Genomic DNA, 23,229 nt, shown 5'->3' on the forward strand with positions numbered 1-23,229 from the left:
AGCCATCTTTATTTATTACAAAAAAAAGGTTGCTTTTTAAGCAACCTTTTCTGAATCTTATTATTGTAAAACCATTCTTCCTAACTTATCCTGAGATTTTCTGGATGCATAGATCAAGAATTCTTTCTCATTTTTTCTGTAGTAAATTCCTGGTCGGATTACAAGTTCATTTTTAATTGCTTCTTCCGGATCTTTTCTGGAAATCTGCCCTTTATCATCAAAAACAAATACCGTAGGAACCGCATTATTATAGTTTCCTAACGATTTGATCTCTTCGATATCGGTAATTCCTTTATTCTTTTTATTGTCATTGAAAAGGATACTCAACTGCCCGTCTTTATAAATAGGAATAGCACTTAAATACTCCGGTCCTTTCCCCATAACCCCTAACGGGATCGATAATCCCAACGCTACGTTAAAGTTTGACGATCCGCCTCCTACTCCAAAGAAGTTCAGCGAAGCCACGGTAACGGTAGCCGACTGGTCTTTTGCCACCACATTACTCCAATCCAATGAACCATCCGGTTTTAACGACGTAACAATCATTTCGTTAGTTGTATAGGTTATCGGCTGTACTCCTAACGGTCCGATTCCCTGTTTCTGACCAACATATACAAATCGGTATTCTGAGATCACGATAAGGCCGCCGTCATTTTTCTCAATAATAGAGTGAATGATATACAACGGCTTTAAATCCTTCCCTTTTTTCGCTCTTCTCTCTCCTAACAATTTCACTTTGGTCGCATAATCGAACTCATTAAATTTCAGATTATCGTTCGTATTAGTCCCTAAATTAATTGTAGCATTGTAAACGCCTTTCAGCTCTTTATTCGCTTTTCCGTTTTCGCGGACACTGGAATAAAAACCTACCAATTGTACCGTATTTTTACTGGTTGACAACATTTTACAGTTAATAATTTCTTTTCCTGTAAAATTGATATCAATCACATCTTTCTTGTATCCGTTTTCATTCTTGAAAGCAAATACCTGAAATTTCTCTACTTTTTCTTTTTTCTTTTTGTCGCGGTAGCTTTCATTGATTACCACAAAAGCATCGTCTTTCGCATTCACGTCAAAATCGGCAATTGTAAATTCAAAATCTTTCTTATCGTCATCATACGACACTTTTTCAATGTTCGTAAAAACCGGTTTCAGACTTGGATCAAACAATTTCAATTCATATTTCATCGCATCTTCTTTTTCATAAAGCGCCGTGTGCATGGCAAGCAGCATGTGCTCGTCCGGCGATGTTTTAAAATAGAATCCGCCACGGTCTGAGCTTCTGGCAACCTGTGCCTCAAACATTGTGGTCATGTTATTGCTCAGTTTACCATCTTCCGAATATTCGATTCCTACCAATGTAAAAACCTTGTCTTTTCTGTGGTAAACACTTCCAATCACATACAGTCTGCCGTTCAGTATAACTATTTCCTCAAAATCAATGTCTTTGTCTTTCAGTTCCGGCAATACAATAGGCTTATTCGAAATCAGCTTCATTGCTTTGGATTCGAAGATCTTTAAGAAATAATCGCTTTTCCCTTTCAGACCCAGCGCATAAATTTTGTTATTGGTCTCTCCAATAATCTTGATAATTTTACCTTTCTCTTCGGTGATCTCTTCACCATAAGTCATGGAAACATTTTCCATTTTATACTGTGAGAAAGCTGAAAAATTACTGAATAACGTAACAGCCAATAATAGTAATAGTTTTTTCATACATCGTTTTTTAAAAAATCCCGCGATGATACGAATTTTCTTCAAAAAAACTGTTAACTATTTATAATTTTTTCCTGATGCGCAATACTTTCCTGGTGAATCGCTTTAAACATTTTCAAAATAAATTCTTCACTCAACCCTCTTTCTTCTCCTTCAAGTACCATTTTACCTAAAATCTCATTCCAGCGTTTGTTTTGTAAAACCGCAACATTACGTTCTTTTTTCAACGCCCCGATACTGTCTGCGATCTTCATTCTCTTCCCTAAAATATTCAGAAGTTTGCTGTCGATTTCATCAATCTGCGTACGCAGTCCGGCTAATTTCTGATTGTATTCATCTGCTTCGTCCGTTTCCTTACGGATTCGCAGGTCTCTGAAAATTTGTTTTAAAGCTGCCGGGGTTACCTGCTGTGCGGCATCGCTCCATGCATTTTCAGGATCAATATGGGTTTCAATAATCAAACCGTCATAATTCAGATCCAATGCCTGTTGCGATACTTCCAGTATCATATCCCTTTTTCCGGTAATGTGCGACGGATCACAGATTAGCGGCAAATCAGGAAATTTGCTTTGCAGCTCTATCGGCAGCTGCCATTCCGGATTGTTTCTGTATTTTGTTTTCTCGTAGGTCGAAAATCCTCTGTGGATCACTCCCAGCTTTTTAATATTCGCATTGTACAAACGCTCTACACCGCCCAACCATAAGGACAAATCGGGATTCACCGGATTTTTAACCAATACGATTTTATCGGTATCTTTTAAAGCATCGGCAATTTCCTGAACGGCAAACGGGTTTACCGTTGTCCGGGCACCAATCCACAACACATCCACATCGTGCTCCAATGCCAGCTGCACGTGGTGGGCATTCGCCACTTCCACAGCCAGTAACAGCCCTGTTTCTGCTTTTGCACGCTGCAGCCATTTCAAACCGATAGCACCCACGCCTTCAAATCCGCCCGGTCTTGTTCTCGGTTTCCAGATACCGGCTCTGAAGATACTCACGTCAGAGTCTTTTAATTCGTGTGCTATTTTTAAAACCTGTTCTTCTGTTTCGGCGCTGCATGGCCCTGCAATTACCAGCGGATGGCTTAAATTGAATGCGTCTAACCATGTTCTCATTCCTGCATTATTCTCCATAACTTATCTCTTTTCTTAAATGTATTCCTTTTAATATCTCTTTTATCTTATTGGTTTGCTCCATTTCGGCATAAACCGATCCAAAGTCTTCTGTTGCTAATAATTCTTTAAAATTATTCAAATTGTCAATGTATTCCGAAAGGGATTTTAATACCATCTCCTTATTTTGTTGAAAAATGGGCGTCCACATAGCCGGGGAACTTTTTGCCAGCCGCACCGTACTTTCGAATCCGCTTCCGGCCATATCAAAAATATCCCGCTCGTTTTTTTCTTCTTCAATAACCGTTTTTCCTAACATAAACGAACTGATGTGCGACAGGTGCGAAACATAGGCAATGTGTTTATCATGCGATTTCGGATCCATATAACGGATTCTCATTTTTAGCTTTTTAAACAGCTGCAACGCTTTTTCCTGAATGGTAAAAGCCGTTTTTTCAACTTCACAGATAATATTTGTCTTTCCTTCAAACAATTTTTCCTGTGCTGCGGACGGTCCGGAAAACTCGGTGCCCGCTATCGGATGCGTAGCAATAAAATTACGCCTTTTAGGATGATTTTCAACGGCTTTACAGATTTGTTCTTTCGTGGAACCCACATCCAAAACTACGGCATCTTCTTTTACGATATCCAGTATTTCCGGTAAAACGCTTACCATTTTATCAACCGGAATGGCCAGTATGACCCAGTCGGCTTCCGGCAGGGCTTCAAAACCGGCTTTCCGGTCAATGATCCCCAGCTGTAATGCTTCTTCCTGATGGGCATCGCTATGGTCTATTCCATGAATAACCGCGGCGGCATTTGCCTTTTTGATATCCAGCGCCAATGAGCCGCCTATCAATCCCAATCCTATTATAAAAACATTTTCTTTTTCATTATCCTCCATCAAAACCGGTTTAGAATTTCTTTTATTTTCGCTTCTTCCACACACAATGAAAAACGGATATATCCTTCTCCATTGCTTCCAAATATAGTTCCGGGTGCGATAAATACATCTTTATCGTACAATAACCGGTCTACAAAGGCTTCCGCCGATGTTTCTCCTTCCGGAAGTTTTGCCCAGACAAACAGGCCCACACTGTTTTCATCATACGTACAGTTCAGCTTTTGTGCCAGTTCAAAAACCAGCTGCCGCCTTTGGGTATAGATCTCATTTTGCTGTCCGAACCAGGCGGCATCACTTTTCAGGGCTTCAATAGCACCTTTCTGAATACCGTAAAACATACCGCTATCCATGTTGCTCTTCACCTTTAATACGGCCTGGATCAGTTTGCTTTCGCCCAGCACCATCCCTACTCTCCAGCCAGCCATATTAAAGGTTTTGCTCAGTGAGTTTAGTTCCAGGGCTACTTCTTTAGCGCCTTCCACCTGTAAAATAGACTGCGGATTGTCATTCAGTATAAAACTATACGGGTTGTCATTTACCAGTAATATATGATGCTTCTTCGCGAATGCCACCAGTTTTTCAAATAACTCCAGGCTTCCGGTGGCTCCGGTTGGCATGTGCGGATAGCTTACCCACATTAATTTCACGTTGGAAAGGTCCTGTTTTTCCAGAGCTTCAAAATCCGGTTCCCAATTGCGGCCGGCTTTCAGATCGTAAAAAACACTTTCTGCTCCTACCAGATTGGCTACGGATGCATAGGTCGGATAACCCGGATTGGGAATTAACACTCCGTCCCCTTCATTTAAAAACGCCATCGCAATGTGCAATATCCCTTCCTTTGATCCCATTAACGGTAAAATCTCCGAATCCGGATTTACCATCACATGAAAATTCCGGCTATAAAAATGAGCCATGGCCTCACGGAGTTCCGGTAATCCCTGATAACTCTGATATTGGTGTGCCATAGGTTGTAACATTGCTTTTTGTACCGCTTCCATTACTGCGGTGGCCGGTGCTAAGTCCGGACTTCCGATTCCCATATTGATTACCGGTTTTCCTGCAGACTGTAGTGCTCTCACTTCCCTCAGTTTCCGGGAGAAGTAGTATTCCTGCACGTGGTCTAATCTTCTTGCTGTTGTTATCATGCCGCTCCTTTTTTATATTCTCCAAGAACTTTAAATTCTTTTGTATCCGCTTCCAGTTGTTTTCTTGCTTTTTCGTAATCTGCATAGTCGTTAAACGTGATGTCCACAAAAAAAGAATACTGCCAGGGTGTTTCTATTACCGGCATCGACTGAATTTTAGTGAGGTTCAGCCCGCATTCATTCATGATATTCAGAATCCCGGCAAGGCTTCCCTGCATGTCGTCCAATTCAAATTTTAAAGACGCTTTGTTGATCTCATTTTTCGGTATCACGGAATTTTCAGCTTTTACGATTACAAATCGGGTTTTATTACTTTTTACGGTGTGTATGTTTTCGGCAATAATGGGCAGTTCATACATTTCGGAAGCTACGCTGCTGCCTACTGCGCCAATACCGGTTAATCCTTTTTCGCGGATGCGTCTTGCGGTTTCCGCAGTATCGGCATCTTCCACCAGTTTGATGTGCGGATAGCCGCTAAAAAACTTTTTGCATTGCAGCAGGGCTATCGGATGTGAGTGTACTTCCTGAATATCTTCAATCGTTTGCCCGGGTAATGTCATCAGGTTCATCCGGATATCCAGATAGTGTTCCCCGATGATGTGCAGCCGGTTGTTATCGATCAAAGCATAGTTCGGAATGATCGAACCTGCTATTGAATTTTCCAATGCCATGATGCCTAAATTCTGGTTGTTCCCTACTACATTTTTAACCAATTCATCAAACGACATGCATTCAATCAACAATTTATTTTCGTTGAAATACTCCTTTGCCACCTGGTGGTGAAAAGAGCCTTTTATTCCCTGAATTGCTATTTTTCTTTCCATAACGCCAAAAAAAAATCCCGATGAGACCATCGGGATTGTGTGTACTATAGTTGTTTACTAAATTTTTGATTTCAATCAAATAACCATACGACAATCCCTTTCTTCTCTCCAGAAAAAATAAAAGAAATTGTTGTAATAAAAAGTGTTATTTGAATTCATTGCTTTTTTTGCTAAGCGATTTGAAGGACAAAATTAGTAAAAAATTATTTCCAGCCTACATTTTTTGAAAATTTTAAGTTTTTAAAAATAATCCGCATCATTTTCTTCTTATTTTTGCTCCAAATCAGGTATTATATGTCTATTGAGGTTCTAAATATATCTAAGAATTACGGCGAGCAAAAAGCTTTGGACAGTGTTTCTTTTTCCATTAAAAAAGGTGAAATCGTTGGTTTTCTGGGCCCTAACGGCGCGGGAAAATCGACTTTAATGAAAATATTAACGACTTTTTTAAACGCCGATGAAGGCACTGCTTCCGTAAACGGAAATGATGTTAATGCGGCTCAGAAAGCGGTACAGAAAGCCGTGGGTTATTTGCCGGAACACAATCCGTTATACCTTGATTTGTACGTTCGTGAGTATTTGTCTTTTAATGCCGACGTATATAAAGTTCCGAAATCGCGTATTGACGATGTGATCGCTTTAACCGGATTAACACCGGAAAGCCATAAAAAAATCGGGGAACTATCAAAAGGATACCGTCAGCGTGTCGGGTTGGCAACAGCCTTATTGCACGATCCTGAGGTATTGATTCTGGATGAACCGACAACGGGTCTGGATCCGAATCAGCTGGTTGAAATCCGCGAGCTGATTAAAAGCATCGGTAAGAACAAGACCGTTTTTCTTTCCACACACATTATGCAGGAAGTGGAAGCCATCTGCGACCGCGTCATCATCATCAACAACGGTAAAATCGTTACCGACAAGAAGCTGAACAACCTGATGTCTGAAGAAAAAGAACAGGTTATCGAAGTGGAATTTGACTATAAGATCGAGGAGGAATTTATTGCTAAGATCTCCAACCTGAAATCCTACAAGAACATTCACGATAATACCTGGGAGCTTACGTTTTCGACCGATAAGGATATGCGTCCTGTTGTTTTTGATTTTGCGCAGGATAACGGATTAAAAACGTTACAGCTGAATCTTAAAAACAAGAATCTGGAAGCTGTTTTCCGTGAAATGACCAAAAAGAAATAAGTTTAATTATAGATCAAATGCCCGGTATAATGCTGGGTAACTTCTACCGTTGACGGCGTACTTTTGAGTACGACATTTCCGGTGCTGTAAATATTGCCTTTTATTTCATGGAGCGGTTTTACGATAATATCGTTGGTACTTCTCTGGAAGACATAAACATTCTGAACGCTTAGGTTTTGTCCTTCAAAACGTTCTTCCCCGGAGTAAAAAGCGATATTCAGGTTTTCGGTATACCCGGAAATCCGGTACAGGCTCGCGCGGTTGTCTTCTACAACAAGATTCGTACAGTTTACCTCCAGTTCAAAAATACCGGAAGCCGTGTCGGCAAACATTCCGGATTGCAGTTTAAAATCGGGAAAGTGTAACACTCCGTCTGATTTCACATTAAACTGTGAAGCCGAATAAATGTTCTTCAAATCCGGAACGGTTACATATACTCTGGTGGTGTTATATTCCCGCAGCCAGTTACAGCCATTGGAGTTTCGCAAAAACAGCTCTCCGTCGGCTACCGAAATACTGATTCCCGGAACCAGGTTGGTACCGGTTTCCAGAACCACTTTGGTTTCCGCTCCCTGTTTTACAATCAGTTCAATTCCTTCGGCTATATTGATTTTATCAAAATCTGCTACAGCAATCTCATTGGAAACGATTGTTCCAACAGACATCAGGCAATCCGGTGCATTCCCGGAATCGCAGGAAGAGAGCCCCATAAAAGCGATCAGGAGCAGGTAAATAACGGTATGTTTTTTTGTTACTTTCATCATTACAATCGGATTCCCAGACCAAATTCAAGTGCTTCCGCTTTTGCCGCATGGGTCTTTAAGCTTAAGGCACCAAATATTTTATCAGACAAATAATATTTCAATCCTATCCGCTGGTATAGCGATCCGTTAATTTTTGCCGGATTATAAACATAGACTCCCAACTGTGCTTCAAAAGAAAGCTTATTAACAAACAGTTCATGCCCTATAAAAACACCGGCTCTCCTATAATCTACATCGGGATCATTGTTTTTTTCATAATAGGCAATTGCCATATAGCGGATGTATTCTTCCTGAAATTTAGACCAGAATATTTCTCCTCCCAGCTGCAAAGCACTTTTCCGGCCAATGCGTTTGTCTACATAGGCAGAAAGTACATAAAACGGATATTGTCCGCTGCCAATCACATCACTTTCATTCACTCCGCTGCGAAATACCACATTGTATTTTAAAGGCTGAGTAAAACGTACGCTGTCTTTTGTGTGCTGATATTCCGGTTCCTGCTGTTCCAGGTTGTAGTTGAGTCCGAGGTTAAAGGCCAGCGTATTCGTACTGGTATTGGGCGCTTTGATATTGGCATTCGAATGGTGAACCAGCAACAATCCCGCCTGTAATCCCAGCCCTTTCCAGATTTGCTGCCGGTTATAATTCAGCATAAAATAGGTGGACGGCATCAGGTGGGTACTATAGGCAAAATTCCTGAAGTTATTTTCTTTATCGTACGGATTGGTATTGTAAGCGATTCCCTGCCCTACGCGGAATTGCAGGTTTCGTTTTAAAAAGTAAAAACTGTAATGCCCGTATACCCCGTACATATTTCCCAGGGCTTCATTTTTATTGTGCTGGTACTGGAAAGAAAGTCCGTAATCCGGGAAATTATATTCTGCCTGCCAGGCTTTATCGCCAAAAGTTTTACGGCTCACACTAAGCAAAATGCCTTCCGGATGTGCCGTTATCAAATGCTTGATTGCGTTATTGTGCGGGAGTATGTTTCCGTAAAAGTAATTGGCATCCACAAAATACTGCTTTTCCTTTGCAGTTTGTGAGAAGGCAATACATGAAAAAAGTAATAAAAGATTAAAATAAACGCGCATCTGATTTTTTGAAAACAAGCAAATATATAAGAATATATTTATTTCAGGCTAATTTTCGAAAATGTGTTTGGCCTATATCTGGATTCCGTTGCCTCGTGCCGGAATGATACCTTTGTAAGGGGCATTCCACAAAAAAACACCTGGCAGATTTTAAAAATCCGCCAGGTGTTACGTCCGTAAGATGTTCCGGATCTAAAAAACCGCTTCGGCTATTTGTTTGATGTTTTCGGAACGGCCCATCGAATAGTAATGTAAGACCGGTATTCCTGCCTTTACCAATTCTTTGCTTTGTTCAATACACCATTCAATTCCGATCTGTTTAACTGCTTCGTTATCGGCTGCCTTTACGACTTCCATAATAAGGTCATCCGGTAAGTCCACTTTAAATCGATGTGGTATCTGGTTTAATTGTTTCTTTGTCGATATTGGTTTTAGCCCCGGTATAATCGGAACGGTGATCCCTTCTTTGCGGCATTTGGCTACAAATTCAAAAAACTTACGGTTGTCAAAAAACATCTGGGTGATGATATAATCGGCTCCGTTGTGTATTTTTTGTTTCAGGAAGTGAATGTCACTGTCCAGGCTGGGCGCTTCCATGTGCTTTTCCGGGTAACCGGCCACACCAATGCAAAAGTTGGTCTTGTTCGTGTTTTGCAAATGATCATCCAGGTAGATCCCTTTGTTCAGGTTACTGATCTGGGTTACCAGTTCACTGGCATAATGATTTCCTTCTTTTTCCGGTTTAAAGTAAATCTCACTTTTTACCGCATCACCACGCAATGCCACAACATTATCGATCCCTAAAAAGTCCATATCAATCAGGAAATTTTCGGTATCTTCTTTGGTAAACCCGCCGCATAAAATATGCGGAATGGCATCCACCTGGTATTTATTCTGAATTGCCGAACAAATACCAACTGTTCCGGGACGTTTCTTGACGATCCTCTTTTCGAGCAGTCCGCTTGGCAATTCTTTATATTCGTATTCTTCCCGGTGGTAAGTCACGTCTATAAACGGCGGTTTGTATTCCATTAAAGGTTCAATGTTGTCAAAAATACACTGGATGTTCTGTCCTTTTAAAGGCGGTAATATCTCAAAGGAAAATAATGATTTTCCCTGGGCGTTTTCTATATGTTGGGTAACTTTCATTTCAGTACTATATTATTTGTTCGTTTAGTCGGCGATATTCGGGTTAAGCCATTTTTCGGCATATTCATAGGAAACATTTCTTCGTTTGGCATAATCCCGGACCTGGTCTTCTTTGATTTTCCCGAGTCCGAAATACTTGCTTTCGGGGTTGCCGAAATAGTATCCGGATACAGAAGACGCCGGCCACATCGCCAGGCTTTCCGTTAGCGTTACCCCTATATTTTCTTCGACTTGCAATACTTTCCAGATGGTACTTTTTTCCAGGTGATCCGGACAGGCCGGATATCCCGGAGCCGGACGAATCCCTTTGTATTTTTCGGAAATCAGTTCGTCATTACTCAATACCTCATCGGAAGCATACCCCCAGATTTCTTTTCTGATCTTTTCATGCAGGTATTCGGCAAAAGCTTCCGCAAAACGGTCGCCTAATGCTTTTATCATAATGGAGTTGTAATCGTCATGTTCCGCTTCAAAAGCCGCCGCTTTTTCATCGACACCAAATCCTGTGGTCACGCAAAAAGCGCCCATATAGTCTTTTTTGCCAATGGCTTTCGGCGTGATAAAATCGGATAGTGCAATATTCGGTGCTCCTTTTGTTTTTTGGGATTGCTGACGCAACGTCAAAAAGGTGTCGAGTACATTTCCGTTTTCATCATACAGTTCTATATCGTCATCGTTAATCTGGCTGGCCGGAAAGATGCCGTAAATCCCTTTGGCTTCCAGCCAGTTTTCGGCAATTAATTGCTGCAGCATTTTTTGCGCATCCTGGAATAAGATCACCGCCTGTTCGCCTACTATCTCATCTTCTAAGATATTCGGGTATTTCCCGTGTAAATCCCAGGTTCTGAAAAACGGTGTCCAGTCGATATAATCCACCAGTTCGCTTACATTCAGGGTTATTGTCCGGATTCCTGTAAAATTGGGCTGCTGCGCCGTAAAACCATCCCAATCCAATTGAAGTTTGTTTTTTCGTGCTTCTTCAATAGTCAGGAAGTTTTTATCACGGGAACGATTCAGGAATCCTTCGCGCAGTTCATCATATTCGGAACGGATGGTTTTCGCATAATCAAGCTTTACATGCTGATTAATCAGGTTTCCGGCAACGGTTACCGCTCTAGAGGCATCGTTTACATGGACTACGGTATCGGAATATTCCGGCGCAATCTTCACTGCCGTATGTGCACGTGAAGTGGTCGCACCGCCAATCATCAACGGAATTTTGATATTCAGCTTGTCCATTTCTTTGGCCAGGTAAACCATTTCATCCAATGACGGCGTGATCAGTCCGCTTAATCCGATAATATCGACCTGCTCTTTTACCGCCGTTTCAATGATTTTTTCGGGCGGCACCATTACTCCCAGATCGATAATTTCAAAGTTGTTGCATCCCAATACTACCGATACGATGTTTTTACCGATATCGTGTACATCGCCTTTTACGGTTGCCATCAGTATTTTTCCGGCAGAACGGGAAGCCCCGCCTTTTTCCGCTTCAATAAAAGGCAACAGATAGGCAACCGCTTTTTTCATAACCCGCGCCGATTTTACAACCTGTGGCAAGAACATTTTTCCGCTGCCGAATAAATCGCCCACGACATTCATACCGTTCATCAGGTTGATCTCAATTACTTCAATAGGTTTCGCTGCCTGTAGTCTTGCTTCTTCCACATCTGTTTCTATAAACTCATCGATTCCTTTTACCAAAGCATACGTGAGTTTATCCTGTACCGAACCGGTTCGCCATTCCTGAGCCTGTTTTTCGGTTGTTTTTACATCGCCTTTTACATTTTCGGCAAATGCCAGCAAGCGTTCGGTGGCATCGTCCCGGCGGTCTAACAGTACATCTTCTACATGTTCCAGTAAGTCTTTCGGGATCTCATCATATACTTCCAGCATTTCCGGATTGACAATACCCATCGACATACCGTGCTGAATGGCATGGTATAAAAAGGCTGAGTGCATCGCTTCCCGTACCCTGTCGTTTCCTCTGAAAGAAAAGGAAACATTGCTCACCCCGCCGCTCACATTGGTATACGGCAAGTTTTCCCGGATCCATTTTGTTGCCAGAAAGAAATCGATCGCATTACGGCGGTGTTCTTCCATTCCGGTTGCTACCGGGAAAATATTGGGATCGAAAATAATATCTTCGGGCGGGAATCCTACTTTATCCACTAAAACGTCATACGAACGTTTGCAGATTTCGATACGGCGTTCGTAAGTATCGGCTTGTCCGACCTCATCGAAGGCCATGACAATTACCGCCGCACCATATCGTTTTACCAGTTTGGCATGATGAATAAACAGTTCTTCCCCTTCTTTTAAGCTGATGGAGTTTACCACACATTTTCCCTGGGCTACTTTTAATCCGGCTTCAATGATTTCCCATTTGGAACTGTCAATCATTACCGGAACCCTTGAAATATCCGGTTCGGAGGCAATCAAATTCAGGAATTTTGTCATGGCATAAACACCATCCAGCATTCCTTCATCCATATTAATATCAATAATCTGTGCCCCTCCTTCTACCTGCATCCGGGCAATATCTAATGCTTCTTCATATTTCTCTTCTTTTATCAAACGCAAAAATTTTCGCGAGCCGGTAACATTGGTACGTTCCCCGACATTCACGAAAATACTTTCCGGTGTGATTAACAACGGTTCGAGTCCTGATAATTTTAAATATTTTTTACAGTCTGCTTCTGCCATTATGCGTTTACTTCTAAAATTCTTGGTTTGTATTCTTTTGCCACTTCAGCAATCAGTTTGATGTGCTCCGGCGTTGTTCCGCAGCATCCTCCGATGATGTTGATCAGGTTGTCGTCTAAGTATTCTTTGATCAGCAACTGCATCTCTTCCGGCGTCTGGTCATATTGTCCAAAAGCATTCGGCAATCCGGCATTCGGATGTGCCGATACATTAAAGGACGTGTTGTGTGCCAATCGCTTTAAGTAGGGTTTTAGCTGATCGGCTCCCAAGGCGCAGTTAAAGCCTACGCTTAACAAGGGGATATGAGAGATGGAGATCAAAAAGGCTTCTACGGTTTGTCCGGATAATGTTCTTCCGGAAGCATCGGTAATTGTTCCGCTCACCATGACAGGAATATCCAGATCGCGTTCTTCCTTTACCTCATCTATTGCAAATAAGGCCGCTTTGGCATTGAGCGTATCGAAGATGGTTTCAACCAAAAGGATATCGCTTCCTCCATCGATCAACGCTTCTACCTGCTGTTTATAGGCAATTCTCAAATCGTCGAAAGTAACCGCCCTGAATCCGGGGTCGTTTACATCCGGCGACATGCTTGCCGTACGGTTGGTCGGCCCGATGGAACCGGCAACAAATCTTGGTTTTTCAGGGTTTAAGGCCGTAAACTCATCAGCAACTTCACGGGCTATTTTAGCCGATTCGTAGTTGAGTTCGTACACCAGGTCTTCCAGATGATAATCGGCCATACCAATAGTGGTTCCGGAAAAAGTATTGGTTTCCACAATATCGGCTCCGGCTTCAAAATATTTGGCATGAATTTCACGGATTGCCTGCGGCTGAGTGAGCGACAGCAAGTCGTTATTTCCTTTTAACGGATGTGGAAAATCTTTAAAACGTTCGCCTCTGAAATCTTCTTCAGAGAAGTTATAGCGCTGCAACATGGTTCCCATTGCTCCGTCGAGAATGAGTATCCTGTTTTGTATGGCTTCTTTAATTTTTGACATTGGTTTGTTTTTTATTTTGTTCACAAACTTTGCCAAAGCACAATACTGTTTACAACGCAGTTAACGTATGGATATACGAAAACCGGGACTGTTTTATATTGTCTTTAGCAGCTTCCGAACCGGGTCCGGAATAAAAAAATGTCATCAGAAAATTGGAGGAGAATACCAGAAAAGTATTCTTTGTTATCTATCCTTAAACCGAAACAGGTTCCGTTTATAAGGTAGAATGTAGCACCTTCTTTATAGATAAAGGGTTGCTAAGGCTTCAATGGGTCTAATCCCTCCGCCTTTCGTGATAACATTTCAGTGTGTATAAGAACAGTGCAAAGTAAAGCAATTGTTTTATACCAACCAAATCTATCTTATAAGTTATTGCTTATCAGGATAGCGCCTGTTTTAAATCGTTAATAATATCGGTTACCGTTTCCAGTCCTACCGATACGCGTACCAGTCCATCGGTAATGCTCACTGCGAGTCGTTCTTCTTCCGTCAGTTTACTGTGTGTTGTCGATGCCGGATGTGTTACTATCGTCCGGGTATCTCCCAGGTTAGCCGACAGGGAACACAATTGTATCTTATCCAGAAACTGTCTTCCGGCGTCAATACCGCCTTTGATTTCAAAAGCGACAATATTTCCGCCCAATCGCATTTGCTTTTTAGCGATCTCATATTGCGGGTGGGATTTTAAAAACGGGTACTTCACCGTTTTTACATTCGGGTGTTCTTCTAAAAATGCCGCTACTTTCTCTGCATTTTCACAGTGCTTCTCGACTCTTACCGCCAAAGTTTCCAGGCTTTTGGACAATACCCAGGCATTGAACGGCGATAAAGACGGACCGGTATTCCGGGAGAACAGATAGATCTCACGGATCAGATCTTCTTTTCCTACCGTGATACCGCCCAGTACCCTTCCCTGACCGTCTATTAGTTTTGTTGCCGAATGGATCACCAGATCGGCACCAAATTTTATCGGGTTCTGGATATAGGGTGTTGCAAAACAGTTGTCGATAATCAGGATCAGGTTGTGCTTTTTCGCAAGCGCTCCCAAATATTCCAGATCCAGTATATCTACAGCGGGATTCGTTGGCGATTCGGCATACAGGATTTTTGTATTCGGCTGAATATAACGTTCAATCGTTTCCGGTTCGGCAATGCTAAAATAGGACGTCGTGATATTCCATTTCGGGAAGTATTTGGTAAACAGCGTGTGTGTAGAACCAAAGACACTGCTGGCAGAAACAATATGGTCCCCGGAGTTCAGCAATGCGGCAAAGGTGGAATAGACCGCTGCCATTCCGGTTGCAAAAGCATATCCGGCTTCGGCTCCTTCCATCTGGCAGATTTTCTCTACAAACTCGGTCGTATTCGGATTGCTGAAACGGCTGTAGATATTCCGGTCTTTTTCTTCAGCAAAGGAAGCCCTCATGTCTTCGGCATCTTCGAAGACAAAACTTGACGAAAGGTATAAAGGCACGGAATGTTCCAAATATTGCGAACGTTCTAACTGCGAACGTATGGCCCGGGTTTCAAATCCGAAGGTTTCAGTACTCATTTTATTTGTGTATTAAGTTGTTGCTGGTTTTGTTTTATGCTTATTTTTTTTCCGATAGTCTTAGTATGTCGCCAAAAACGCCTCTCGCCGTTACGGAAGCGCCTGCACCGGCTCCCTGTATTACGATGGGACGATCTCCGTATGAATCGGTATAGATTTCAAAAATTGAATCGGAACCTTTTAGCTGTCCTAAGGCGGAATCACTTGGTACGGAAACCAGTTTTACTTCGAGATTGCCTTTGTCCTGCTGCAGGTCGCCGGATAATTCCCCGATATAACGCAGCACATGATTTGGTTTTTGAGCAGCTTTCAGCTCATCATAAATAGTGTCCAGTTCTTTTGTTCGCGTCAGGAATGCTGCTGCATTACCGGCTCTCAGGTTTTCCGGAATGAGGTTCCGGATCTGAATTTCCTCAAACTCGTTCTGTAAATCGAGCTCTCTGGCCAGGATCAGTAATTTCCGACCCACGTCATTTCCGCATAAGTCTTCTCTTGGGTCCGGTTCTGTAAATCCGTTGTCGATCGCTTCCTGCAGCACTTCGCTGAAAGGCCGGTTCTCCACCGAGAAATGGTTGAATAAATAGCTCAATGTTCCGGAAAAGACACCTTTGATTCGGGTAATATTCTCCCCGGAAAGGTGTAGCAATTTGATCGTATCAATTAACGGTAATCCGGCACCAACATTAGTTTCATACAGGTAATTCTTCTGATTTTCGGCCAGTACTTTTCTGAGTTTTTTGTAGAAATCATAGCTTACCGTATTGGCCACCTTATTGGAAGAGATCAGGTCAAAACTGTTTTCTGCCAGGGCAATGTAGTTTTCAATAAAAGTACTGCTCGCCGTGTTGTCTATTGCGATCAGGTTTTCCAGGTGATGTTCGTTTGCATAGCCGATAATATCCGCTACCGTATAAGCCGCTCCGTTTTCCCGGATATCATTTTTCCAGTCTGCGGTAATTCCGGATTTGTTGAACAAGGCTTTTTTAGAATTGGCAATTGCAAAAATATTGATTTTTATGCCTTTTATTTTTTCAATGTTTTCTGCCGAAGCCAGGATCTGGTCGATTAACGTACCGCCTACGAGTCCGTGCCCGAAAACCGCAACATTAATTTTTTTGGACACCCCGAATATTTCACCGTGGATCACATTCAGCGCTTTGTGGATTTGCCCTTTCTGCACTACCAGGCTCACATTTTTTCCGGTAACGGTATTATTGAAAAGGATTGGTACTATTTTGTTTCGGATCAGGGCTGTGTACGGTTTGTGGAAAGTACTCAGATCCTGCCCTATTATCGAAATCACCGCAACATCATCTGTCACCGAAATTTTATTGACGTCTTTGGTATAAAAATCGTTTTCAAATTCTTTTTCCAGCCCGATAACGGCTTTGGTGGCTTTATCGGCAGCGACCACAATCCCGATTCCTCTTTCGGAAGACCCCTGCGAAATAATGCTTACACTGATATCGTTTTCTGCCATTACCCTGAAAATACGGGCATCGACTCCGGTTTTACCCAAAAGTCCTCTTCCTTCCAGGTTAATCAAGGCGACATTGTCCAGTACCGAAAGGGATTTGATTCCTTCATTATCGGATACGGAAGTGATCAGGGTACCGTGATTGTTATTGTTAAACGTATTCAAAATGCGCAGCGGGATGTTTTTCTCGATTAAAGGGATAATCGTTTTGGCATGCAATATGGTGGCTCCGAAGTTGGCCAGTTCGTTGGCTTCATTAAACGACAGGCGGTCTATTTTTCTGGCATCTGTTACCAGATCGGGATTAGCGGTATAAATACCGTCAACGTGGGTATAGTTTTGCAGTTCTTCTGCTTCCAGGTAATTGGCAATCAGTGACGCGGTGTAGTTGCTTCCGTTCCGGCCCAGTGTAGTTGTTTCATTATTGGCATTGGAACCAATGAATCCGGTAATCACATTAATGGTTGTACCGTTGTTTTGTTTGAAGTGATTCAGTACGTTCTTTCGGGACAGTTGTTCCAGCGGTTGGGCACTTCCGAAACGGGTATCGGTTTTGATCAGTAAGCGGGCATCCGAAAAATTGGCATTCAGTCCTTTTTCTTTTAAAGCATCCGTTACAATTTTAGCAGCGATGACTTCTCCCTGTGCCAATACGTTATCCTTGATTTTCGGACTGTAATCTCCCAGTAGTGCCACTCCTTCAAACAGTTTTTCCAAAAGGGAGAATTCGTTTGATAAATCGACTGCCCGCCTGCCTTGCTGTTGTTCTTTAAAGTGGTTTAATTGTTCCGTATAGGTCTGGTTTTTTGAGGCTGCTTCCAGTATCTGTTCCAGTTCATTTGTGGCATTCCCGATAGCGGAAACCACAACGGCTATCTTTTCCTGTTTATCCGCCTTATCCTGAATAATGCGGAGTACCTTATCAAATCCGCCATCATAGGCCAGTGATTTTCCTCCAAATTTTAAAATCTTCATTGTATTGTTTGTTTTGTTGTTATAAATATGTGTTTGAGTATGTTGTTCAATTGTTCGAATTCAATCAAAAAGGCATCGTGCCCGTGTATGGATTGGATTTCGTGATAGTAAACGTCTTCTTTAACCCTTTTTAAAATTTCATAGGTTTCTTTATTTTCCGCTGCGGTGAAAAAATAATCACTGTCTACGGCAACGATGTGTATCTGTGCTTTGGTTTCTTTTCCCAGTCTGAGAAAACTGCCGCAATTCAAATCTTCGCCTATGGTTTTTAAAAGGTGGTTCATCAGTTTGTAGGATGCCAACTGAAATCTGCCTTTCAGTTTTTCGCCGTGGTGCAGCAGCCAGCTTTCAATCTGGTAAATGCTTTGTGTTTCGTTTTTGGTTCTGTTGAATTTCTGCTTTAGCGATTGCGGTGTGCGGTACAGTAACATGGCATGCAGTCGGGCATCATGGACAGGATTATCGGAGTTGTTCAATATTTTATCCTGAACCAGCACATTGGCAATGAGCCAGTCTGTCGCTTTCCAGTCTGCTGCTATCGGAATGAGGTGCCGAATATTTTCCGGCTGCAGTAACGTCATTTCCCATGTGATTCCTCCGCCAAGGCTTCCTCCTATTACTGCAAAAAGTTGTTTGATTCCTAAAAATTGTAAGCCTTCCCAAAATATCCTGGCAATGTCTTTTGTGGTAAAGTCCCGATAATTATGGATCAGGCTTTCGGTATTTCCGTCATAGCCGTTTCCGGGAATATTAAACGCGATCACGGTGTAAAAACCGGTATCGATCACGGCATCCGGTCCAATCAGGCTGGTCCACCATCCGTTTTGTCCGGTTACCTGCGAATTGCCCGTTAACGCGTGATTGACCAACACTACCGGAGCGGTTCCTATCGGTTGTCCGAAGACCTGATAGTACAACGACAGCCATCTTTTATTTACCCCGTTGTGTAACGTAAAATCGAAAAGATCTATTTTTTTCAGCGTATCCATTTTTACATTTTTAAAAACTGCCTCTAACTTTTTGCAGACTCGTTAGAGGCAGTATAAACAAACAAAACAACTTAATTTTCCTTTTTATGATCCCAAAGCGGGATTGCTTTATGCTACTTCCGACTGGTTGTATTCCTTAACCAGCGTTAACAAAACCGGTGTGGTGTTGAGCAGATTGTCTCTTAGCGGGCATCTGTCTTTTACCGTGTCGATCCATTCTTTTAATAAGGTCAGCGGTGCATCGGTAGTGGGTTTTACCACTACTTCTATTCTTCTGAAACCCGGCCTTGATCGGGTGGCGATTCCTTCGGCTTTATTGGTTTCCAGCTCTCCGGAAATTTCCACCTGAAGTGATTTCAGGTTCAGGTTCAGTTCTTTGGCAACCAGCTGTCCTACCGCGTTGATGCTTCCGGCAAATCCGGCTAATAAAAATTCTACCGGACTGGGCCCTTCTGCCGAGGTTCCGGCAACATTGCTGCTTATTCTTACTTTGAAATCCTGCGCTTTTACTACAAACTGCGCGTCATTCCCTACAAATCCTAATACGTTTACTATTTTAGTGCTCATGATGTTATCGTTCTTTTTGCTTTGACTATTGCAAATGCTGCTGCCAAATCTGTTTTTAAATCTTCTATATCCTCTAATCCTACCGATAAGCGGATTAAATCTTTTGTTACTCCCGTCGACAATTGCTGTTCTTCCGTTAATTGCTGATGCGTAGTGCTCGTTGGGTGAATAATTAAAGATTTAGAGTCTCCGATGTTTGCCAGTAGAGAGAAGATCTTCGTGGTATCGGCTACCTGCCGTGCCGCTTCAAATCCTCCTTTTAGTCCGAATGTTACCACTCCGTTTTGTCCTTTCGGCAGGTATTGCAGGGCTAAGTCGTAATATTTACTGGAGGGTAATCCCGGATAGTTTACCCAAGCTACTTCTTCCTGTTGTTCCAGCCATTTTGCCAGTTCCAAGGCATTTTCGCTGTGCTTTTTTACCCGGATATCCAGAGTTTCCAGACCCTGAATGATCTGAAAGGCATTGAACGGACTTAAAGCGCCTCCGAAATCCCGCAGTCCTTCGATTCTCACTTTGGCAATAAAGGCTGCATTTCCCAAAGCTTCATGGTATACCAATCCGTGGTATCCTGCTGACGGTTCTGTGAATTCCGGGAATTTCCCGTTGCTCCAGTCAAAGTTTCCGGCGTCTATGATGGCGCCGCCTAAAGAGGTTCCGTTTCCGGAAATATATTTTGTTAACGAGTGAATCACAATGTTGGCACCGTGTTCAATCGGATTCAGTAAGTATGGGGTAGCTACCGTATTGTCCACGATAAACGGAACTTTAAATGCCCTGGCTCCTTGTCCGATGGCTTTCAGGTCCAGTACATCCAGTTTCGGGTTTCCTAAACTTTCCGCAAAAAAGGCTCTGGTATTTTCTTTTGCTGCCTTAGTGAAGTTTTCCGCATCGGAAGGATCCACAAATGTTGTTGTGATTCCCAGTCTTGGCAAGGTAACATTCAGTAGGTTATAGGTTCCGCCATACAGGCTGCTGGAAGCTACAATATGGTCGCCGGCTTTTAGCAATACTAAAAGTGCTGTGGCAATTGCGGCCGTTCCCGAAGCAGTCACAACAGCTCCGATTCCTCCTTCGAGGGCGGCAAGACGTTGTTCCAACACATCATTTGTCGGGTTATTCAAACGGGTGTAAATATATCCTGCTTCGGTAAGACCAAATAGGTTTGCTGCATGTTCTGTATTGTTGAACACATAGGAAGTGGTCTGATAAATCGGTACCGCTCTGGTTCCTGCGTTTTTAGTTACGTCGTGTCCTGCGTGAAGTGCGTTTGTTGAAAATTTTTGAGTGCTCATGTTTTATAGATTTTGAAGTTAGATTTCGATTAAAAAAAAAGTCCTTTCGGTGCTTTTACCAAAAGGACTTTTACAGTTTGAACTATAACAAGATTAAGTCGTTCGCTTTTGGCAATAGCAGGGTGGGATATACATGGAAATGCACATCATTCGTTTCATCATCATTTTTTTTGTTGCTATTGCTTTCATTTTCTTCTGTTTAGTTTTCTGAATTTCTTTTCGTTTTCGTTTTTTCAATAATTGCAGAAAACAAAAAAGCCTCTGCTTTGGGCAGAGGCTTATGCTGTATATTTAAAATTGAAATTTCAAATTAAGCAATAGTATCCTCTGCGGAACATTTCCACATCATCATACACATATATCGCTTAATTGATTTCATTATTTTTTCTTCTGTTTTGATGGAGCAAAATTGAAAACTAATTTTGAATTGACCAAACAAAAACAGAAATTTTAACATTTATATTTTTTGGTTATATATATAAATACTACGTATTTAAATTTTTTATAAATTTCTAAAAACCAACAGGCAAACGGGATGTTTTAGTAATTCATTCGCTGTTTTTTTAGTTTTTGAGAAACTTGGAAACCGCATTTCCGTCATTTGTCTGCACCGTAATCAGGTACATTCCGGCAGTCAGATCGGACACATTGAGCTGTAATGCTTCCACTGGCGGCTGCTCTATTTTTTTTACGGTTCTGCCGTTTAAATCGGTGATCTGAATCCCTTTAATCCCGGTATTGTTCTTAGCCGAAACATGCAGCACCTCATTTGCCGGATTCGGGAAAATTGTAAAATGCTGATTAAAAAAGTCCCGGGCTCCCAATGTGGCTGTGGTGACTTTAAAATCGTCAACCATAAAAAAATACCGGTTTACAGAAACACAGTGTATCCCAATCCGCACCGTCTGATTGGCATAGGCATCCAGGTTAAAGGTTTTTTGTTCCCAGTTTGGAAAGGGTGCCGTTAGCGATCCGCCGCCGGAAATAAGCGTAAAATCGGAAGAAACTGCCGGTACACCGGAACCGGTATATACCCCAACCGTATAATTTTCCAGTCCATAGGAGCTTGACATTGATTTTACCCAAAAGCTGACAACATTATCCGAGGCTCCAAGCGGGATGGGAGGGCTTACCAGCCAGTCATTATTCGGACCGGTTCCGCCAACGCCGTCACCCGGTAAAACCGCCGCCCATGAGCCGGCATATTTGCTTCCGGTTTTCGGATCGTAATTGCGGAGTTCATTACCCGAAGCAGCGTTTGTGACTCCGGCTACCGAAGGGTTAAAAATGATAAATGCCTGTGGTAAAAATTTATTACTCCAAACTATCGTACCGTCATCAGCATACGTAGTAGAACCGTCTAAATCGAGCGTAATCCAGGAACCAATGTTCTGGATGATAAAGTCATTATACGTCTCAAAACTATCCTCAAAAAGAGTTGTCTGAGCACCCGCTGTTATTGATAATAACAAAAAAAGTGAAAGTAATTTTTTCTTCATGATTCTATTTTTAAAAGTTCATAATCCCCTAATATAACCTTTTTACCGCACTGAATCACAATGTTTTAATACCAAAAAACTACTTTTAACATTTACAACCCCCTAATAACCAGCTTTTACAGCATAAAAAAACCTGCCCGGAACCGGACAGGTTTTAATATTCTAAAACGTTATTTTTTTAGTTCTTTAAGAACTTAGATGTTGCGTTTCCATCATTCGTTTCTACCGAAATAAAATATGCTCCGGCAGTCAGATCCGCTACATTGATCTGTACTTCTGCTTGTGTTTGCTGATTCATTTTTTTCACCACTCTTCCGTTCAAGTCCGTGATCTGAATTCCTTTGATCTCGGTATTGTTTTTAGCCGTGATATTCAATACATCGTTTGCCGGGTTAGGGAAAACGGTAAAGTTTTTAGCAAAGAAATCGCTTGTTCCTAATGGTCTGTCTACAGAGAATGTATCGATTCCGATAATATCCGAGTTAGAACCGTTAGGTCCTGCATTTGTTACAAAATAACGGAAACCTAATTTAACTGCAGTTGGTCCTGATAATCCTGTAACGGTATATGAAAACTGCGTCCACGTTGTCGGGTAAGACGTTAGGTTCAATGCCGGATTGATTTCTACCAACAGGTTTGTAAAATCACCAAGGTTTGTTGGTCCTCCTGCAGGATTCACAGTTGCAGCACCATTAGTACTCATTCGCAATTGTAAATTATCTGCAAAAGATGCTGCACCGGTAGCGGAGTATTTCCCTAATCTTGAGTAGAAGGTAATAATATCCCCGTTTTGTACGGTAACAACAGGAGAAATTAACCAGTTACTGATTGTTGCTCCCGAAGTAGCAGAACTTGATGTACTGGTAAAGTTAACCAATGCAAATGTGTTTGGCGTTCCATCCTGTCCGTTTGGTATCGGGCAGGTCTGACCGTTTGTATACGCCTGATTCTGAAACGGAGTAGCCTGTACCGGTGGTACTCCCAGGGTATTAACTACAACCGGAGTATAAGAACCAACTGTCCAAAGTGTGGTAGAAGCAGATGTACTTTGATTTGTTCTTACCCAACCTGCAGTCGTCATGTCGGCCGTTGTACCGTTGAATCCGTAATTGTAAAGATTTTGTGCCTGACCTAAAAAAGGAACACAAAATAAAAGAGAAAGTAAAGTTTTCTTCATGTTTATTATTTTTTAAGAGTTATTGTGACGGCAATGTAATAATTTAAATACATTAAAGAACAATTCGCAATTGTTAAACTTACCTT

18 protein-coding genes and 1 riboswitch are annotated in these 23,229 nt (G+C 42.0%); of the genes, 1 reads left to right on the forward strand and 17 read right to left on the reverse strand.

Annotated elements, in window-relative coordinates; genetic code table 11:
* Positions 1-60: 60 nt before the first annotated feature.
* Genes B3394_RS12120 through B3394_RS12140 form a run of 5 tightly spaced genes read right to left on the reverse strand, consistent with a single transcriptional unit; the run spans position 61 to position 5,704 of the window.
* Positions 61-1,716 carry a hypothetical protein gene (locus B3394_RS12120; protein ID WP_286923566.1) on the reverse strand — a complete coding sequence of 552 codons (1,656 nt, stop codon included), beginning with the start codon at positions 1,714-1,716 and terminating at the stop codon, positions 61-63.
* Between the two features lie 53 nt (positions 1,717-1,769).
* Positions 1,770-2,852: a bifunctional 3-deoxy-7-phosphoheptulonate synthase/chorismate mutase type II gene (locus tag B3394_RS12125; protein ID WP_177732127.1), complete on the reverse strand. Its 1,083-nt coding sequence runs from the start codon at positions 2,850-2,852 to the stop codon at positions 1,770-1,772.
* Positions 2,842-3,735, reverse strand: coding sequence for a prephenate dehydrogenase (locus B3394_RS12130; protein WP_286923571.1), 894 nt, complete (start codon positions 3,733-3,735; stop codon positions 2,842-2,844). The genes B3394_RS12125 and B3394_RS12130 overlap by 11 nt, the downstream gene beginning before the upstream one ends.
* Positions 3,735-4,880, reverse strand: a complete 1,146-nt coding sequence (locus B3394_RS12135) for a pyridoxal phosphate-dependent aminotransferase (protein ID WP_286923586.1) — start codon at positions 4,878-4,880, stop codon at positions 3,735-3,737. Before B3394_RS12135 ends, B3394_RS12130 begins: the two co-directional genes overlap by 1 nt.
* Entirely contained in the window at positions 4,877-5,704 is an 828-nt protein-coding gene (locus tag B3394_RS12140) for a prephenate dehydratase (RefSeq protein WP_286923591.1), read from the reverse strand. The genes B3394_RS12135 and B3394_RS12140 overlap by 4 nt, the downstream gene beginning before the upstream one ends.
* 294 nt (positions 5,705-5,998) lie before the next feature.
* Here B3394_RS12140 and gldA point away from each other — a divergent pair, with 294 nt between their 5' ends.
* Positions 5,999-6,901, forward strand: coding sequence for a gliding motility-associated ABC transporter ATP-binding subunit GldA (gldA, locus tag B3394_RS12145; protein ID WP_177732115.1), 903 nt, complete (start codon positions 5,999-6,001; stop codon positions 6,899-6,901).
* A 2-nt stretch (positions 6,902-6,903) separates the two neighbouring features.
* Here gldA and B3394_RS12150 read toward each other — a convergent pair whose 3' ends face one another.
* The 12 genes from B3394_RS12150 to B3394_RS12205 form a co-directional block, all read right to left on the reverse strand.
* Positions 6,904-7,665 carry a head GIN domain-containing protein gene (locus B3394_RS12150; protein WP_273245603.1) on the reverse strand — a complete coding sequence of 254 codons (762 nt, stop codon included), beginning with the start codon at positions 7,663-7,665 and terminating at the stop codon, positions 6,904-6,906.
* A complete protein-coding gene (locus tag B3394_RS12155; protein ID WP_286923610.1) occupies positions 7,665-8,756 on the reverse strand; it encodes an acyloxyacyl hydrolase in 1,092 nt (363 codons plus the stop codon). The genes B3394_RS12150 and B3394_RS12155 overlap by 1 nt, the downstream gene beginning before the upstream one ends.
* A gap of 192 nt (positions 8,757-8,948) precedes the next feature.
* Entirely contained in the window at positions 8,949-9,905 is a 957-nt protein-coding gene (gene metF, locus B3394_RS12160) for a methylenetetrahydrofolate reductase [NAD(P)H] (protein WP_286923628.1), read from the reverse strand.
* Positions 9,906-9,929: 24 nt separating this feature from the next.
* Positions 9,930-12,611, reverse strand: a complete 2,682-nt coding sequence (gene metH / locus B3394_RS12165) for a methionine synthase (RefSeq protein ID WP_286923676.1) — start codon at positions 12,609-12,611, stop codon at positions 9,930-9,932.
* Positions 12,611-13,612, reverse strand: a complete 1,002-nt coding sequence (locus tag B3394_RS12170; protein WP_286923682.1) for a homocysteine S-methyltransferase family protein — start codon at positions 13,610-13,612, stop codon at positions 12,611-12,613. Before B3394_RS12170 ends, metH begins: the two co-directional genes overlap by 1 nt.
* Before the next feature lie 180 nt (positions 13,613-13,792).
* Positions 13,793-13,914: riboswitch (SAM riboswitch) on the reverse strand.
* 77 nt (positions 13,915-13,991) lie between these two features.
* Positions 13,992-15,164, reverse strand: coding sequence for a trans-sulfuration enzyme family protein (locus tag B3394_RS12175; RefSeq protein ID WP_286923686.1), 1,173 nt, complete (start codon positions 15,162-15,164; stop codon positions 13,992-13,994).
* A gap of 40 nt (positions 15,165-15,204) precedes the next feature.
* A complete protein-coding gene (gene thrA, locus B3394_RS12180) occupies positions 15,205-17,616 on the reverse strand; it encodes a bifunctional aspartate kinase/homoserine dehydrogenase I (RefSeq protein ID WP_286923699.1) in 2,412 nt (803 codons plus the stop codon).
* Positions 17,613-18,605 (reverse strand): alpha/beta fold hydrolase, encoded by a 993-nt coding sequence (locus B3394_RS12185; protein ID WP_286923703.1) that lies wholly within the window; start codon positions 18,603-18,605, stop codon positions 17,613-17,615. The genes thrA and B3394_RS12185 overlap by 4 nt, the downstream gene beginning before the upstream one ends.
* 108 nt (positions 18,606-18,713) lie before the next feature.
* Positions 18,714-19,172 (reverse strand): OsmC family protein, encoded by a 459-nt coding sequence (locus tag B3394_RS12190; protein ID WP_177732087.1) that lies wholly within the window; start codon positions 19,170-19,172, stop codon positions 18,714-18,716.
* The gene (locus B3394_RS12195) at positions 19,169-20,467 is read right to left on the reverse strand and encodes an O-acetylhomoserine aminocarboxypropyltransferase/cysteine synthase family protein (protein ID WP_286923725.1); all 1,299 of its coding nucleotides are present in this window, start codon (positions 20,465-20,467) and stop codon (positions 19,169-19,171) included. Before B3394_RS12195 ends, B3394_RS12190 begins: the two co-directional genes overlap by 4 nt.
* A gap of 563 nt (positions 20,468-21,030) precedes the next feature.
* Entirely contained in the window at positions 21,031-21,966 is a 936-nt protein-coding gene (locus tag B3394_RS12200; protein WP_286923728.1) for a T9SS-dependent choice-of-anchor J family protein, read from the reverse strand.
* 178 nt (positions 21,967-22,144) lie between these two features.
* A complete protein-coding gene (locus B3394_RS12205) occupies positions 22,145-23,143 on the reverse strand; it encodes a T9SS-dependent choice-of-anchor J family protein (protein WP_177732077.1) in 999 nt (332 codons plus the stop codon).
* Positions 23,144-23,229 lie beyond the last annotated feature (86 nt).

It is taken from the genome of Flavobacterium sp. UBA4197, from assembly GCF_002379575.1.
GTDB lineage: Bacteria > Bacteroidota > Bacteroidia > Flavobacteriales > Flavobacteriaceae > Flavobacterium > Flavobacterium inviolabile.